Genomic DNA, 15,740 nt, shown 5'->3' with positions numbered 1-15,740 from the left:
CTCTGTCGCTGAGCAGGCTACCGCCTCAACAGGTGTAGCTGTTCGGATCCTCCCCCAGGCGGGCGGCCTGACCCCCGCTACATGCCGACCGCACCCGCACCCGCACCCGCCGCCGCCCCGTCATACGCCGCCCGCGCCGCCGCGATCTCCCCCTGGTGGGCCTCGGTCCAGGTCACCAGGGACTGGATCGTGTCGTGGAGCGTCGCTCCCAGTGGTGTCAGGGCGTAGTCCACCCGTGGTGGTACGACCGGGTGCACCGTGCGGCGTACCAGGCCGTCGCGTTCCAGGTGGCGCAGGGTCACCGTCAGCATGCGCTGGCTGATGCCGTCGACCTCGCGGCGTAGTTCCGTGAAGCGCAGGCTTCGTTGCTCCAGCAAGGCGATCACGAGCAGTGACCACTTGTCCGCGACCCGGTCGAGGATCTGCCTGACCTCGCAGCCCTCCCTGACGTCCCACTGGCGGGCGTCGTAGTCGTGCTCGAGGGCGGTATCCGCGCAGTGCGTCGGTGACTTCGAAGTGCCTTCTTCCATGGTCGTCCAGGGTGCCCCAGGATGGCTCTGGTTACAAGACGGAACCGGCCGGCGGATCCGTAACCACCCAGCGTATGGGCCGTGTCGAGGCCCGTCCGCTGCCCTTTCGGCGCTCCCTTCCTAAAACCTTCCCCAGAGGCACTCCATGTCTTCCGTCCCCACCCCGCACCCCCGGCTCCTCCTCCTCGTCCTCAGTGGTGCCGTCTTCCTCGAAGGCATCGACATCGCCATGCTCAACGTGGCCCTCCCCTCCATACGGGCCGATCTCGGCCTCTCCACCGGTCAGTTGCAGTGGGTGATGAGCGCCTACGTGCTCGGCTACGGCGGCTTTATGCTGCTGGGCGGGCGTGCCGCCGATCTCTTCGGGCGGCGTCGGATGTTCCTCCTCCCGCTCGCCGTGTTCGTGTTCTTCTCCGGCCTCGGCGGCTTCGCGACCGAGGGGTGGATGCTCATCGCCGCCCGGCTCGTGACCGGGGTCGCCGCGGCCTTCATGACACCCGCCGGGCTGTCCGTCATCACCACGAGCTTCGCCGAGGGCCCCCGGCGCGACAAGGCGCTCCTCGTCTACTCCGGTACCGCCGCCGGTGGTTTCTCCATCGGTCTGGTCGTCGGCGGGCTGCTGACCGCGCTGCACTGGCGGTGGGTGTTCTTCGCCCCCGTCGTCCTCGCCCTGCTCATCCTTCTCACCGCCGTCGCCGTCGTCCCCAAGGACGTTCGTCCCGGCCGCACCGCCCGGCGGCTCGACGTGGCCGGCGCGCTCAGCCTGACGGCGGCGATCCTGCTGCTGGTGACCACGGTCGAGCGCGCCGCCCATGTGTCCGCCGCCCGGACGCTCGGCAGCGCCCTCGCCGGTCTCGCGCTGCTCTGCCTGTTCGTCCTGATCGAGCGCAGGTCGGCGGCGCCCCTGGTGCGCCTCGGGATCCTGCGTACTCCCTCGCTCGTGCGTGCCAACTTCGTCGGGCTGCTGTTCTCCGGGAGCTTCTTCGGCTTCCAGTTCGTCGCCGTGCTCTACCTCCAGGAACTGCGCGGCTGGTCCACGCTCCAGACGAGCCTCGCCCTGCTCGCGATCGGCGCGGACGCGGTGCTCTCGCCCACCCTCACGCCCCGGCTCGTCGGCCGCTTCGGCAACGCCCGGGTCATCTTCGGCGGACTGCTGCTGACCGCCCTCGCCTACGCGCTGTTCCTGCCGGTCGGCGCCGACTGGTCGTACGCCGCGATGTTCCCGACCATGATCCTGCTGGGGCTGGCCTTCTCGCTGGTCTACGGGCCGCTCGTCATCGTCGCCACGGACGGGATCGACGAGGAGGAGCAGGGGCTCGCCGGCGGTCTGCTGTACACCTCCTTCCAGTTCGGTGCCGCGCTCGGGCTGTCCGCCGTCACGGTCGCGCAGGCCGGGTTCCAGGGGGAGGGCGACGCGCCCGCCGACCGGCTGCTCGCCGGTTACCACGCCGCCCTGCTCGTCCCGCTGGGCGCCGCCGCCCTCGCCGTGATCGTCGGCGGGTTCGGGCTGCGGTCCCGGCGCCGTTCCCGGACGGTCGCCGTACAGGCTGCCGCCCTCTCGAACGAAAACACAGTCGAGAAAACAACGAGCGTCACCCACCCGTGACTCCCGCCGCTCCCCGAGAACCCCGGCGCCCCCCGGTGTAGCCTCGCCGTGTCCGCAGCCCATGTGAGGACGGAGACCGCCCGCCCCATGTCACCGCTTCCCCGACGGCACCCGACCTGGCCCGCAGCCCTGGTGGAGGAGCGGGCCAGACCGGATCGGATACGGCGGAGCGAGGGCGGCTGGAAGCTGGCCGTCGGTACGGTCTGCTTCGGCGCCTTCATGGGGCAGCTGGACGCCAGCATCGTCACCCTGACGTACGGCAGCCTGCGCACCGAGTTCCACGCCACGCTGGCCGCCGTCGAATGGGTCTCGCTCGCCTATCTGCTCACCCTCGTCGCCCTGCTGGTGCCCGTGGGACGGCTCTCCGACGCCCACGGGCGCAAGCTCTGCTACCTCTACGGCTTCCTCGTCTTCACCGCCGCCTCCGCCGCCTGCGGCCTCGCCACCTCGCTCGTCGCCCTGGTCGGCTGGCGAGTGGCACAGGCCGTCGGCGCCGCGATGCTCCAGGCCAACAGCGTCGCCCTGGTCACCACCAGCGCGCCCCGCGGCCGCCTGCGCGCCGCGCTCGGTGTGCAGGCCGCCGCGCAGGCCCTCGGCCTCGCCCTCGGTCCCACCCTCGGCGGTGTCATCGTGGCCTCGCTCGGCTGGCGCTGGGTCTTCGCCATCAACGTCCCCGTAGGGATCGTCGCCCTGGTCGCGGGCCAGTACCTGCTGCCGAGGACCCGGGTGCGCACCCGGGTCGCCGGCCTGGACCCGGCCGGGCCTCTCCTCCTCGCCGTCGCCACGACCGGCTTTCTGCTGGGCCTGTCCGCCCTGTCCGGCCTGGGTACGCCCACCTGGGTGACCGTCGCACTCTTCGCCGTCGCGGTGGCCGCCGGCTGGGGGTTCGTACGGCGGCAGCGGCACGCCGCGAACCCCCTGGTCGACCCGGCGCCGCTGCGGGAGCCTGCCGTGGCCACCGGCCTCGTGGGAGCCCTCGGCGACTACCTGGTCCTCTTCGGCCCCCTGGTCCTCGTCCCCCTCGTGCTCACCGACGCCGGGGCCTCCGAGCTGCACGCCGGCCTCGTGCTCACGGCGCTGCCCGCCGGGTTCGCCCTGGCCGCCACCTGCGCCGAGCGGGTGCTCCCGGCGCGCTTCCCGGACCGGGCGCGCTGCGCCCTCGGCGCGGGCGCGGCGGCCTGCGCCCTGGCCGCGATGCTCGCCCTGCCGCTGCGGGCCCCGGCCCTGGTGCCGCTGCTGCTCCTGCTGGGGCTGGGCCTGGGCACCTACACTCCCGCCAACAACGCCCTGATCATGCGGGCCTTCCCGGCGCGCTCGGCCGGCACCGGCGGCGGCCTGGTCAACATGGTCCGGGGGCTGGGCACCGCCCTCGGCATCGCGCTCGTCACCCTGACGCTCCACCACTCGGGCACCGGCGGCCCCCGCCTGACGATCGCGGCGCTGCTGTGCGTCGCCCTCCTCGTCCTGGTCACCGCCCGCCCGCCGCTGCGCCGCGCGCCGTCACCCGGACGCCCTCCCCGGAAAGCCGGGCGCTGAACGGCGAACTACCGTCCGCGACATGACGCCCGTACACCGCCGGCCCCGGATCCCGTCCCTCCCGTCCTTCCCGTCCTTCCCGTCCTTCCCGCCCTTCTTGTCCTTCGCCCCCGCCGCGCGCCTGCCCCGCGTCGTCACGGTCTCCCTGCCGCTGGCCGCCGCGACCGTGCTGGCCCACGGCCTCACCGGCTGCGCCGGGCCCGACAAGGCGGCCGGCGCGCCGGACACCGGCTCGTACTACGAGCAGAGCGTCTCCTGGAAGCCGTGCGCCCAGGAGCGCGACCGGGACGTCGACCGGGAGACCGACAAGGCCGACACCCGGGCCGAATGCGGCTGGCTCAAGGTTCCGTACACCTACGCCGACCCCCGCAAGGGCGAACTGCGGCTCGCGGTCATGCGCTACCGCGCCCCGGACCAGGACCACCGGGCCGGCTCCCTCGTACTGAACTTCGGCGGCCCGGGGGAGTCCGGCCTCAAACAGCTCACGGCCTACGGCCCCGACGGTTTCAGCAAGGCCGGAACCCGCTACGACCTGGTCACCTTCGACCCGCGCGGGGTCGGCGCCAGTTCCCCGGTGCGCTGCGACGAGGGGCGCGACCCGCGCCGCACCGGTGCGGACGGCACCAGCCGCGCGGGCATGGCCGACTACCTCGCCGCCCAGGAGAAGGCCCTCAAGCACTGCCGGACCGAGCCCGGCAGCGCCCTGCCGTACATCGGGACCGTCAACACCGCCCGTGACCTGGACGTGCTGCGCGCCGCGCTGGACGAGGACCGGCTCCACTACCTGGGCTACTCCTACGGGAGCCGGCTCGGCGCGGTCTACGCCCACCACTTCCCCGGCAAGGTCGGGCGGATGGTCATGGACGGCGTCGACGAACCGGCCCCCGACATGAAGGAGACGACGCTCGCCCAGACGGCCGCCTACCACAAGGCGCTGCGCCACGCCGTCGACACCTGCACTCGCAAGGGCGACGAGGACTGTGTGCTGGGGTCCGACACCGACGAGGCCATGGAGGACATCGAGGAGGCGTTCGACGACCTCGACGACGAGCCGCGCGACTGGCCCGACGGCCGGCGGCTCGACCGTGACACCGCCGTCGCCGAGACCATGGGGCTGCTGCGCTCCCGGGCCGGTCTGCCCGAGGTGCCGAACCTGCTGGCCGCCCTCGTCCACCACGTGCGTCCCGGCGAGTCCGCCACGATGGCCCGCGCGGCCGCCGAGCGCGCCGATGGCAAGGGGACCGACGGCAGGTACGACAACTCCGACGACGCGCTGACCGCCATCAACTGCGCCGACACCGCCGGCCGGTACCGCACCGAGGAGGTCCTGGACGCCTTCGACGACTACGTACGGGCCTCGCCGGTGTTCGGTCCGTCCATGGCCTCGGGCATGGCCCTGTGCACCGGCTGGCCGGGGGCCGGGGACGACGCGGCCCGTGACGTCGGCGCTCCCGGCGCCCCGAAGATCCTCATGCACACGAGCGAGTACGACCCGGCCACGCCGGTCGGCTGGCTGCCCCGGATGGCCCGGGCGGTCGGCCCGGCCGCGGTCACCATGACGGACCCGGGCGGCGGGCACAGCGTCTACGGCTCCCCGGACGCCGCCTGCGTCAACGAGCGCATCGACGGGTTCCTGCTGGACGGCACCCTGCCGAAGGACGGCACCCGCTGCACCTGACGGGAGGCACCGGCCGGTCAGCCCATGGGCTCCGGGGCGGCGGGCAGCACCTGCTCGGCCCAGATCGTCTTGCCGTCGGCGGTGAACCGGGTGCCCCAGCGCTCGGTGAGCTGGGCGACCAGCAGCAGGCCCCGGCCCCCTTCGTCGAACACCCGGGCCCGCCGCATCCGCGGCGAGGTGCTGCTGGCGTCCGACACCTCGCAGATCAGCGCGGCGGCGTCGCGGATCAGCCGCAGCCGGATGGGCGCGTACCCGTACCGGACGGCGTTGGTGACCAGCTCGCTGACGACCAGTTCGGTGGTGAAGGACAGCTCCTCCAGCCCCCACGCGGCCAGCTGCTCCGAGGCCCGCTTGCGGGCGTCGGCGACGGAGGCCCGGTCGGAGGGCAGCTCCCAGCTGCGGACGTGCGCGGGGCCCAGGGAACGGGTGCGGGCGAGCAGCAGCGCGATGTCGTCGGCGGGCCGCTCCGCGCGGTCGGGCAGCAGGGCGGCGAGCACGGCGTCGCAGGTGGTCTCCAGCGGCCCGGCCGGCCCGGACAGGGTGCCGCGCAGGGTCTCCAGGCCGGCGCCGATGTCGTGGTCACGGCCTTCGACGAGCCCGTCGGTGTAGAGGGCCAGCAGGCTGCCCTCCGGCAGTTCGAGCTCGGCGGACTCGAAGGGCAGCCCGCCCAGGCCGAGCGGGGGGCCGCTGGGGATGTCCAGATAGCGGGCGGTGCCGTCGGGGGTGACCAGCAGGGGCGCCGGGTGGCCCGCGCGGGCCATGACACAGCGCCGGGACACCGGGTCGTACACCACGTACAGGCAGGTCGCGCCCGTCTCCCGGACGGCGTGCGCGCCGGGTCCCGCGGCCTCCACCGCCTGGTCCTGTGCCAGCTGGATCACCAGGTCGTCCAGATGGGTGAGGAGCTCGTCGGGCGGCAGGTCGAGGTCGGCGAGGGTGCGCAGGGCGGCGCGCAGCCGCCCCATGACGGCGGACGCCTGGAGGCCGTGGCCCACCACGTCGCCGACGACGAGCGCGACCCGGGCCCCGGACAGCGGGATCACGTCGAACCAGTCGCCCCCGATGCCCGCCTGGGACCCGGCGGGGAGATACCGGGAGGTGACCTCGACCGCGCCCTGCTCGGGCAGCCGGCTGGGCAGCAGGTTGCGCTGGAGGGTGAGCGCCACCTCGCGCTCCAGGGCGTACCGCCGGGCGTTGTCGAGGCAGGTGCCGGCCCGGGCGGCGACCTCCTCGGCGAGGAGTACGTCGTCGGCGTCGAAGCCGGCGTCGGCGGACTCGGCGGGGTCGAAGGCGCCCACCGCGTCGGGGCCCCGGTGGAGGAGGAACGTGACCACCCCGAGCACGGTGCCGCGCGCGCTCAGCGGGACGGCGAGGACGGACCAGACGCCCCGGGCCAGGACGTCGTCGGGGAACGCGGGGGTGCCGGTCAGCCAGGCGCGCAGCGCCGGGTCGTCGGTGTGGCGCAGGCAGGGCAGGCCGGAGGCCAGGGCCCGGGCCGGCGGCGAGTGCGGCGGGTAGGTGTGGGCCGTGCCCGGGCCGGCCGCGCCCGTCACGGGGCGCCGGAGGCGCGGCGGGCGGCCGAGCGGCGCAGCGTGGCTGCGCCCGGGTCGCCGTCCCGCCGGGGTTCGTCGCCCGGGGCGACGGACTCCAGCAGGTCGACGGCGGCGAAGTCGGCGAAACCGCCGGTGGTGACCTCCGTAAGCTCCTCGGCGGTGCGGGTCACGTCCAAGGTGGTGCCGATGCGCGCCCCCGCGTCGTTGACCAGTGCCAGCCGCTCGCGGGCCCAGTACTGCTCGGTGCGGTCGAGGGCGGCGAGGGACACTCCCCGCACCGTGCCGGCGGCGTCCTTCAGGGGGGTGAAGAAGGAGGCCCAGGCGCGTTCGCGGGATTCGCCGGGCGCCCGGAAATAGGCGTCGGTGCGCACGGGCTCGCCCGTGCGGAGAACCTCGTCCATCATCCGGCCGAATTCCTCGAACGGCGGGCCGGGGTGGATCTCCGCGAGGCGCAGCCCGAGAATCTCCCTCTCCGGGCGGCCGGAGATGCGCACCATTTCGTCGTTCGCGCCCGCCAGGCGATTCTCGTGGTCGTAGACGGAGGCCGCGATGGGGGACTGGGTGTAGGCCCATTCCCGGAGCGGGTCCGCCGGTTCCGCCCGGGGGTCGCGGCCGTCCGGCGAGGGGGCCAGGAGCAGCCACAGCACGGTGTCCGGGCCGCTCCGGCACGGGCAGGCCCGCACGGGGATCCGTACGGTGTCACCGCCCCGGTGCCGTGCCCGGACGATGCCGCTCCACTCCTGGTGGCGCAGCAGGGCGGTACGGGCCGGGCCGGGCAGCGGGGCGGCCAGCAGCCCGGCGGCGGGGCGTCCGACGATCTCGTCGGGGGACCAGCCGAGCCACTGCCGGGCGGCGGGGCTCCAGAGCGTGACCGCGCCTGCCGCGTCCACGGCGGCGACCGGGACCGCCGCCGGACGGGAAGGGGTGTCGGCATACGCGTCCATCGGCGCTCATCTCGGCTCTCGGTGCGCGGCGCGGCGGGCCGTCCGCCGTCGTCTCCGGTCTGTCTCCTTCACGCCCCTTCATTATCTTTCCCACCGTTTTGCCCGCCCACGCGTCGGACGGCCGATCCGGTGCGGCGAGGGCATCTCGCGGAGCGCATAACCGCTGGTCACACGCTCCGCGAGGCGGTTCGTGCCGGGTCAGGCGGAGAGCTGTGCCTCGATCGCCCGGACGACCTCGTCCGCCTCGGGCTCCACCCGCGGACGGAACCGGCCCACGACCTCGCCCTGCGGGGAGAGCAGGAACTTCTCGAAGTTCCACTGGACGTCGCCGGCCTCGCCCGCCGCGTCCTGGGTCCGCGTCAGCTCGGTGTACAGGGGGTGGCGGCCCTCGCCGTTGACGTCCGTCTTCTCGAACAGCGGGAAGCTGACACCGTAGGTGGCCGAGCAGAAGGTCGCGATCTCCTCGGCGGAGCCCGGCTCCTGGCCCGCGAACTGGTTGCTGGGGAAGCCGAGCACGCTGAAGCCGCGCGCGGCGTAGCGCTGCTGGAGCCGCTCCAGGCCCTCGTACTGCGGGGTGAGCCCGCACTTGGACGCCACGTTCACCACCAGCAGCGCCTTGCCGCGGTGGTCGGCCAGGGAGGCGGGCTCGCCGGAGAGGGTGCGCAGCGGAATGTCGTACAGACTCATGGGGAACTCCTCGGGCGGAAAACGGATGACATGTGCTCATGATGCGTGTGCCCACTCGTCAACCGTCCCGGTGGGCTCGCTCTTCCCGCGCGTTTCCCGGTGGCTCACCCTCGTGAATGAGCCGTACCGCAGATCCTCTGACACCGGCACCAGTCGGTCGGATCCGGAGAAATTCCAACGGCTTGCGATCGAGTTGCTACGGAATTGAGACAGTCGTGGGCGATCCGGGTCCGGCGCCCATGACATCCTGAGCCGTCACAGTTCTGCCGGACGGGATCGGCGGACGTCCGGGGATTACGAGGATGCACCAATGAGAATCTGCTTCCTGGTGGAGGAGCAGTACCGGCGCGACGGTATGCCGGTGGACGTCATCCGCCAACTCTCCGCCTGGGGTCACCGGGTGGACGTGCTCAGGCCCGGCGGCTCGCTCCTGAAGCTGTCGGAGACCGTGCGGGCGGGCGACCACGACGCGTGGGTGCTCAAGACGGTGTCCGGCGGACCCGGCCTCACCCTCCTGGAGGGTGCCGCGAACGTCGGCCTGACCACGGTCAACGACGCCCGGTCGATCCGGGGGGTGCGCGACAAGGCACTGGCCGCGGTCATCGCCGAACACCACGGCCTGCCGGTGCCCGTCACCTACGCCGCGGCCCGGCCCGAGGAGTTCGCCGAGGTCCCCGCCGCCGCGTACCCACTGGTGGTCAAACCCGCCGACGGCAGCTCCGGGCGGGCCGTCCGGCTGGTGCCGTCCCCGGACCGGCTGCCCACCGCCGACGAGGAGGGCATGGGCGGCATGCTGATCGCCCAGCCGTACGTGCCCAACTCGGGCGTCGACCTCAAGGTGTACTGCGTCGACGGCGAGCTGTACGCGACCGAGCGGTGCTCACCGCTGCACCCCGGCCAGCCGGTCCGCGAGCGCCAGGTGCCGCTCACCGCCGAGGTCGCGGCCATCGCCACCGAGGTCGGCGCCGTCTTCGGCCTCGACCTGTACGGACTGGACATCGTCCTCGGCCCGGACGGCCCCGTGCTCGTGGACGTCAACGACTTCCCGAGCTTCCGTCAGGTGCCCGACGCCGTGGCCCGGGTGGCCTGGGCGATCCTGCGGCTGGCCGACGCCGGCCCGAACCGCGCCGGAGCCGCCGCGACGACCGCGACGGCCGGCGGGCCCGGCCCGGCCCCCTTCGTGCCGGAGCGGACGACCGCCCCGGTCGCCGGCGGTGCCGCGCGGGGCGCCGCATGAGGATCAGCCTGCTGACGCCGGCTCCGGACCACCCGCTGCTGGCCGCCGCCACCGCCCTGCTGACCCCCCGCCACCAGGTGGAGTGGCAGGACCCCAACGACCCCGGGACACCCGATCCGGCGCTCGCGCCCGAGGGCCTCGCCGACGTCTATCTGCTCAAGACCCGCACCCCGCGGGCCCTCGCCCACGCCCGGCGGCTGGAGGAGCTCGGCGCGCCCGTGCTGAACTCCGCCGCCGCCACCGAGCTCGTCCAGGACCGCACGGCCATGGCGGAGACCGCCCTGCGGGCCGGTCTCCCCTTCGTCGCGACCGACACCGCGCCCACGCTCGCGCACCTCCTGGCCCAGGGGGCCCCGGCGTACCCCGTGGTCGTCAAGAGCCGCCACAGCCGCCGGCACGACCTGGTGGCCCGTGCCGACGACGCCGCCGCGCTGCGGGCGCTGGCCGCCCGCTGGGCCGACGAGCCGGTGGTCGTCCAGCCGTTCTCCGCCAACAGCGGCTGGGACCACAAGCTCTGGGTCGTCGGTGACCGGGTCTTCGCCGGCCTCCGCCGCTCCGAGCTGGCCACCCCCGTACCCGGCGGGACCCGGCCGCTCACCGCCGCCGAGCTGCCCCCGTCCTGGCTGGCCGCGGTGCGGAGCGTCGGCGAGGTCTTCGCCCTGGACGTGTACGGCGTCGACCTCCTGGAGGTGGCGGGCCGCCCGCTGATCGTCGACATCAACGCCTTCCCCGGCATCCGGGGCCGGGAAGGCGCCCCCGAGGCGCTGGCCGGCCTGGCCCTGCGCGCGGCGGCCGGCGCCCACGCCCCGCGGGTGCCGGTCACGGTCTGAGCCGCTCAGCCGCCGATGTCCTCCCGCCACAGCGCGGGATGGTCGCGGACGAAGCCGCGCATCAGCTCCGCGCACTCCTCGTCGTCGAGGACCAGCAGATGGACACCGGCGTCCGCCAGCCACGCGTGGGCGCCGGGGAACGTCGTGGCCTCGCCGATCACCACGTGCCCGATGCCGAACTGACGGATCAGCCCGGCGCAGTACCAGCACGGCGACAGCGTCGTCACCATGACCGTGCCGGCGTAGTCCGGCCGCCGCCCGGCCGCCCGGAACGCGGCGGTCTCGGCATGGGTGGCCGGGTCGCCGTCCTGCACCCGCCTGTTGCGCCCGGCGCCGAGCAGCCGCCCGTCCAGCGCGAACAGGGCCGCGCCGATCGGGATCCCCCCTTCGGCGAGCCCGGTACGGGCCTGCCCCAGAGCGACCCGCAGCATCTCTCGTGGATCGATCGTCATGGGGAGATGCTGCCCGCTCCCGGGCTGTCCCGCGCGCCGGACACCGGACCGGACGCCGCGCCGGGGAGCCGCCCGCGCGCTTCGGAGCGCCTCGACCGCTCGCAGGGACGGCCGTACGCGGCACCTGAATTCGACCCAGCAGCCACACAAGTCCGCGATGTCACGCTAAAGGGATCTTCGCGTAACCCGTCGCCCCGGCGGCCCGTTCACCACGCAGACCAGTCCTCAACGACAGGGCTGCACCGACCGGCGGCCGTCTCCCGGCGCGATGCCGCGCTGTGACGGCGGGAGACGGCCGCCGCACCTTCGTGAGGCCGTACGAAGCCGGGCGGAGGAGACCGCATGAGCCTGCTGCGCAAGATCCGTGACACCGGCCGGGTGGCGGAGGACGCCCCACCGCGCCCCGCCGGGAGCGGCTCGCGCGCCGCCGCCGCGCTCGGCGGCTCCGTCCAGGTCCGGTGCGTGGACGCCGGCTCGTGCAACGGCTGCGAGATCGAGATCGCCGCCGCCTTCGGCCCCGTCCACGACGCCGAACGCTACGGCGCGCGGCTCGTCGCCTCGCCGCGCCACGCGGACGTCGCCCTCGTCACCGGGCCGGTGACCCGGAACATGGCCGAGCCGCTGCGCCGCACGGTGGCCGCCATGCCCCGCCCCCGCCTGGTGATGGCGGTCGGCGACTGCGCCATGAACTGCGGCGAGTTCGCCGGGGCGTACGGCGTCGAGGGCGCCGTCGCCGACGTCGTGGCCGTCGACGTGCAGGTCGCGGGGTGCCCGCCGCAGCCCGAGAAGATCGTGGCGGCGCTGCGCGCGGTGACCGGCCGGTGAGGCCCGCGACCGGGACCGGCACATGAACCCCGCCGGGACCGCCGTGGCCCTCGCCGCCGGGCTCGCCGCCGCCGGAGCGGCGGCCGGGGCCCTGCTGCCCGGCCGGGCCCGGGTACCGGCCGTCGGCCTGTGCACGGCGGGCCTCGGCACGGCGGGCCTGGCGGCGGGCACGGCGGCGCTGGACGGCGTCCGCTGGTCCGCCCGGCTCCCCGGGCTGCTGCCCCTGGCCGGGGCGCACCTCGCCGTGGACGCCCTCTCCGGGCTGTTCATGGCGGTGGCCGGCGCCGTGGTGCTGGCCGTCGCCGTCTACGGCATCGGCTACGCCGCCGGGCGCGGCCCGTACGGCGTCGCCTCGCGCGGGGTCCAGTCGGCCCTGCCGGTCTTCGCCCTCACCCTCGTGCTGGTCCCCGCCGCGGCCTCCGTCTCCACCTTCCTCCTGCTGTGGGAGGCGATGGCCCTCACCTCGCTCGTCCTCGTCCTCGCCGAACAGCGCGGGCGGCCCGCCGTCCGCGAGGCCGGGGTCTGGTACGCCGTCATGACCCAGCTCGGCCTGGTCCTGCTGCTCGCCGGGCTGGCGCTCTTCGCCGCCGGGGCCGGCGGCGAGACCTTCACCGCGCTGCGCGCCGGCGCCCCCGCGCTGTCGCCCGCCGCCCGCGGCACCGTCTTCGTGCTCGTGGCCGCGGCCTTCGCGTCCAAGGCCGGCATGGTGCCCCTGCACCCCTGGCTGCCGCGCGCCCACCCCGAGGCCCCCAGCAACGTCTCGGCGCTGATGAGCGCCGCCATGGTCAACCTCGGGGCCTACGGCATCGTCCGCGTCGCCTTCGACCTGCTGGGGGGCGGGCCGCGCTGGGGCTGGCTGCTCGTCCTCGGCACCGGCGCCCTGTCCGCCGTGCACGGCATCCTCCAGGCCGCCATGGCCTCGGACCTCAAACGGCTGCTCGCCCACTCCACCTCCGAGAACCTCGGCCTGGTCCTCGTCGGCGTCGGCGCGGCCGGCCTCTTCGCCTCCGCCGGACACCCCCTCCCCGCCGCCCTCGCCCTCGCGGCGGCGTTCCTGCACGTGGTCAACCACGCCGTGTTCAAGGCCCTGCTGTTCTGCGCCGCCGGCTCCGTGGCCCGCGCCACCGGCCTGCGCGACCTCGACCGGATGGGCGGCCTGCGGGCCCGGATGCCCGCCACCGCCGGCTTCTTCGCCGTCGCCGCCCTGGGCGCCGTCGCCCTGCCGCCCGGCAACGGCTTCATCAGCGAGTGGCTGCTGCTCCAGTCCCTCATCGAGGGCCTCACCGTGCCCGGTGTGTCCACCGCCGTCGTGCTGCCCCTCGCCGTCGCCGTGATCGCCCTCTCCGCGGGGCTGTCCGCCGCCGTGTTCGTCAAGGCGCTCGGCGTCGGCTTCTTCGCCCGGCCGCGCAGCGAGCGCGCCGCCGCGGCCGGGGAGAGCCCGCCCGGCATGCTCCTCGGCATGGGCCTGCTCGGCCTCGGCTGCACGGGCCTGGCCCTGGTGCCCGGCATGCTGGGCGACGGACTGTCACGGGCGGTGGCCGTGGCCGCGCCCGGCGGCGGACCGCCCCTCACGGGCGACAGCCTCGAACTCCGGCTCGAACACCTCGCCACCTCCCTCTCCCCGCTGTGGGCCGCGGCCGCCCTCGCCGCCGGGCTCCTCGCGGCCCTCGCCCTCGTCCGTGTCACCGCGCGCCGCGGCCGGCGCTCCCACGTCAAGCTGTGGGACTGCGGGGGCGGCGCCCCCACGGCCCGGATGTCGTACACCGCGACGTCCTTCGCCGAGCCGCTCCAGCGCGTCTTCGACGACGTCCTCGCCCCCGAGCAGGGCGTCGACGTCACGCCCGTGCGCGCGTCGACCTACCTCGTCGAACGGGTGAGCTTCCGGCGGAGCGTCCCCGACCGGATCGAACGCCGCCTCTACCAGCCCCTGATCGGCGCCGTGGACCGGCTCGGCGAGGCCGCGCGCCGACTGGCCCCCGGCAGCGCGCACCGCTATCTGGGCTACGGCTTCTGCGGCCTCGTCGCCCTCCTGCTGACCCTGGCGGCGAGCCGGTGAGCGGGCACCGCGGACGCCGGACGCGACCCGTACGGCCCGGGCGACCGGCCCGGCCGACGCGACCAGCGCGACCCGTGCGACCAGTACGAGAGGACACCGGAACACCGTGAACGGCATCGGCACCGCGGCCGTGGCCGCCCAGGTCACCCTGGTCGTCGTCGGCGCCCCCCTGCTCACCGGAGTGATGCGCAAGGTGCGCGCCCGGCTGGAGGGCCGGGCCGGCGCCGCCGTCACCCAGCCCTGGCGCGACCTGCGCAAACTGCTCCGCAAGGAGGCCATCACCCCCCTCGGCACCGGCCCGGCCTTCCGCGCCGCGCCCCCGCTGCTCGTGGCCACCACGGCCGTCGTCGCCGCGCTCGTCCCGCTGGTCTCGACCACCACACCGGTCAGCCGCCGGGCCGACCTCATCCTGGTGGTGGCCCTCCTCGGCCTCGGTACCGTGGCCGTCGCGCTCGCCGGACTGGACACCGGGACGGCCTTCGGCGGCATGGGCGCCTCCCGGCAGATGACCGTCGCCGCCCTCGTCGAACCGACCATCCTCCTCGCGGTGTTCGCCCTGTCGATGCCGACCGGGTCCACCAACCTGTCCGCCATCGTCACCGGCGGCCTCCACGACCCGGTGCGCCTCGCCTCCCCGGCGGGCCTGCTCGCCACCGCCGCCCTGGCCGTGGCCGTCCTCGCCGAGACCGGGCGGCTGCCCGTCGACAACCCCGCCACCCACCTGGAACTGACCATGGTCCACGAAGCGACGGCCCTGGAGTTCGCCGGCCCCGACCTCGCGCTCGTCGAACTCGGCACCCAGATGCGACTGACCGTGCTCCTGGGACTGCTGGCCTCGCTGTCCGCGCCCTGGGGCATCGCCACCACCACGACCCCCCTGGCCCTCGCCCTCGCCCTGGCCGTGCTCACCGCCAAGGTCGCCCTGCTGGGCGCCGCCCTCGCGGCGGCCGAGGTGTTCTGGGCCAAGCTCCGGCTGTTCCGCGTCCCCGAGCTGCTCGCCGGATCCTTCCTGCTCGCCGTGCTCGCGGTCACCGCCTCGTACTTCCTCACAGGAGAGTGAGGCCATGAACGACAGCGTCTTCACCCAGCTCCTCGACCTGGCGTGCGGCGCGTTCCTCCTCGCCGCCGTGGCGGTCCTGTGGCTGCGCCAACTGACCTCGATCGTCCGGGCCTTCGCGTTCCAGGGCGTGGCCCTGGCCGCCGTCGCCGCCCTGCTCGGCCTGCGCGAGGGCCGCGGGGAACTCCTCGCCGTCGCCGCCGGCGTCGGACTGCTGCGCGCCGGGGCCCTGCCGCACCTGATGCGCCGCGTCCTCGCCGCGAGCCGCCCCGGAGACGGCGGCGGCCGTTACGAGGAGGACGTCAGCGAGGCGCGCGAGACCCGGCCCCTCGTCAACGTCGCGGCCTCCCTGCTGAGCGCCGCGCTCCTCACCTTCCTCGCCTACGCCGTCGCCCGGCCGCTCGTCGCCCTCGACCCGACCCCCGCCACCCGGGCCCTGCCGGTCGCCCTCGCCGTCGTCCTGATCGGCTTCTTCACCCTGGTCACCCGGCGCCGCGCCCTGGCCCAGGTGGTCGGCTTCCTGCTCCTGGACAACGGCATCACCGCCACGGCGTTCCTGGCCGCCTCCGGGGTGCCGCTGATCGTCGAACTCGGCGTCTCCTTCGACGTCCTGCTCGCCGTCCTCGTCCTGCAGATCCTCACCACCCGGATGCGGGCCGCCTTCGGCGGTACCGGCATCGACGACCTGCGGGAGCTCCGCGACCGATGACGCACGCCACCACCGCACTCCTGCTGACCGCCCCCGTCGC

12 protein-coding genes and 1 pseudogene are annotated in these 15,740 nt (G+C 74.7%); 9 read left to right on the top strand and 4 right to left on the bottom strand.

Annotation, left to right across the window (positions count from 1 at the left end; all coding sequences use genetic code 11):
* Window positions 1-77: 77 nt before the first annotated feature.
* On the bottom strand, window positions 78-530 hold the full coding sequence (locus AF335_RS20290; protein ID WP_102919846.1) for a winged helix-turn-helix transcriptional regulator: 453 nt from the start codon (window positions 528-530) through the stop codon (window positions 78-80).
* 145 nt (window positions 531-675) lie between these two features.
* Between AF335_RS20290 and AF335_RS20285 the strand changes: the two genes are divergently transcribed.
* The 3 genes from AF335_RS20285 to AF335_RS20275 all read left to right on the top strand — a co-directional run bounded on the left by AF335_RS20285 (window position 676) and on the right by AF335_RS20275 (window position 5,350).
* Entirely contained in the window at window positions 676-2,136 is a 1,461-nt protein-coding gene (locus AF335_RS20285; protein WP_102919845.1) for an MFS transporter, read from the top strand.
* An 87-nt stretch (window positions 2,137-2,223) separates the two neighbouring features.
* Window positions 2,224-3,672 (top strand): MFS transporter, encoded by a 1,449-nt coding sequence (locus tag AF335_RS20280; RefSeq protein ID WP_102919844.1) that lies wholly within the window; start codon window positions 2,224-2,226, stop codon window positions 3,670-3,672.
* A 22-nt stretch (window positions 3,673-3,694) separates the two neighbouring features.
* Window positions 3,695-5,350, top strand: a complete 1,656-nt coding sequence (locus AF335_RS20275; protein ID WP_102919843.1) for an alpha/beta hydrolase — start codon at window positions 3,695-3,697, stop codon at window positions 5,348-5,350.
* A gap of 17 nt (window positions 5,351-5,367) precedes the next feature.
* Here the strand turns inward: AF335_RS20275 and AF335_RS36810 are convergent.
* Window positions 5,368-7,847: pseudogene (locus AF335_RS36810) on the bottom strand (SpoIIE family protein phosphatase).
* 198 nt (window positions 7,848-8,045) lie between these two features.
* Window positions 8,046-8,534: a glutathione peroxidase gene (locus AF335_RS20265; protein WP_102919842.1), complete on the bottom strand. Its 489-nt coding sequence runs from the start codon at window positions 8,532-8,534 to the stop codon at window positions 8,046-8,048.
* Window positions 8,535-8,844: 310 nt separating this feature from the next.
* On the opposite strand from AF335_RS20265, the gene AF335_RS20260 reads away from it, so the two are divergent.
* Together AF335_RS20260 and AF335_RS20255 are read left to right on the top strand one after the other, a co-directional pair.
* A complete protein-coding gene (locus AF335_RS20260) occupies window positions 8,845-9,771 on the top strand; it encodes an ATP-grasp domain-containing protein (protein ID WP_102919841.1) in 927 nt (308 codons plus the stop codon).
* Window positions 9,768-10,601 carry an ATP-grasp domain-containing protein gene (locus tag AF335_RS20255; RefSeq protein ID WP_102919840.1) on the top strand — a complete coding sequence of 278 codons (834 nt, stop codon included), beginning with the start codon at window positions 9,768-9,770 and terminating at the stop codon, window positions 10,599-10,601. Before AF335_RS20260 ends, AF335_RS20255 begins: the two co-directional genes overlap by 4 nt.
* A gap of 5 nt (window positions 10,602-10,606) precedes the next feature.
* Here the strand turns inward: AF335_RS20255 and AF335_RS20250 are convergent, their stop codons facing one another.
* Window positions 10,607-11,053, bottom strand: a complete 447-nt coding sequence (locus tag AF335_RS20250) for a nucleoside deaminase (RefSeq protein WP_102919839.1) — start codon at window positions 11,051-11,053, stop codon at window positions 10,607-10,609.
* Window positions 11,054-11,395: 342 nt separating this feature from the next.
* Here AF335_RS20250 and AF335_RS20245 point away from each other — a divergent pair, with 342 nt between their 5' ends.
* The 4 genes from AF335_RS20245 to AF335_RS20230 all read left to right on the top strand — a co-directional run bounded on the left by AF335_RS20245 (window position 11,396) and on the right by AF335_RS20230 (window position 15,700).
* Window positions 11,396-11,878, top strand: a complete 483-nt coding sequence (locus AF335_RS20245) for an NADH-quinone oxidoreductase subunit B family protein (RefSeq protein ID WP_102919838.1) — start codon at window positions 11,396-11,398, stop codon at window positions 11,876-11,878.
* A 22-nt stretch (window positions 11,879-11,900) separates the two neighbouring features.
* Window positions 11,901-13,934 (top strand): proton-conducting transporter transmembrane domain-containing protein, encoded by a 2,034-nt coding sequence (locus AF335_RS20240; RefSeq protein WP_102919837.1) that lies wholly within the window; start codon window positions 11,901-11,903, stop codon window positions 13,932-13,934.
* Window positions 13,935-14,040: 106 nt separating this feature from the next.
* Window positions 14,041-14,994: a respiratory chain complex I subunit 1 family protein gene (locus AF335_RS20235; protein WP_102919836.1), complete on the top strand. Its 954-nt coding sequence runs from the start codon at window positions 14,041-14,043 to the stop codon at window positions 14,992-14,994.
* Window positions 14,995-14,998: 4 nt separating this feature from the next.
* The gene (locus AF335_RS20230; RefSeq protein ID WP_102919835.1) at window positions 14,999-15,700 is read left to right on the top strand and encodes a hypothetical protein; all 702 of its coding nucleotides are present in this window, start codon (window positions 14,999-15,001) and stop codon (window positions 15,698-15,700) included.
* Window positions 15,701-15,740 lie beyond the last annotated feature (40 nt).

The sequence above is a fragment of the Streptomyces eurocidicus genome (assembly GCF_002891295.1).
GTDB lineage: Bacteria > Actinomycetota > Actinomycetes > Streptomycetales > Streptomycetaceae > Streptomyces > Streptomyces eurocidicus.
This window is presented reverse-complemented; position numbering and strand designations above follow the sequence as displayed.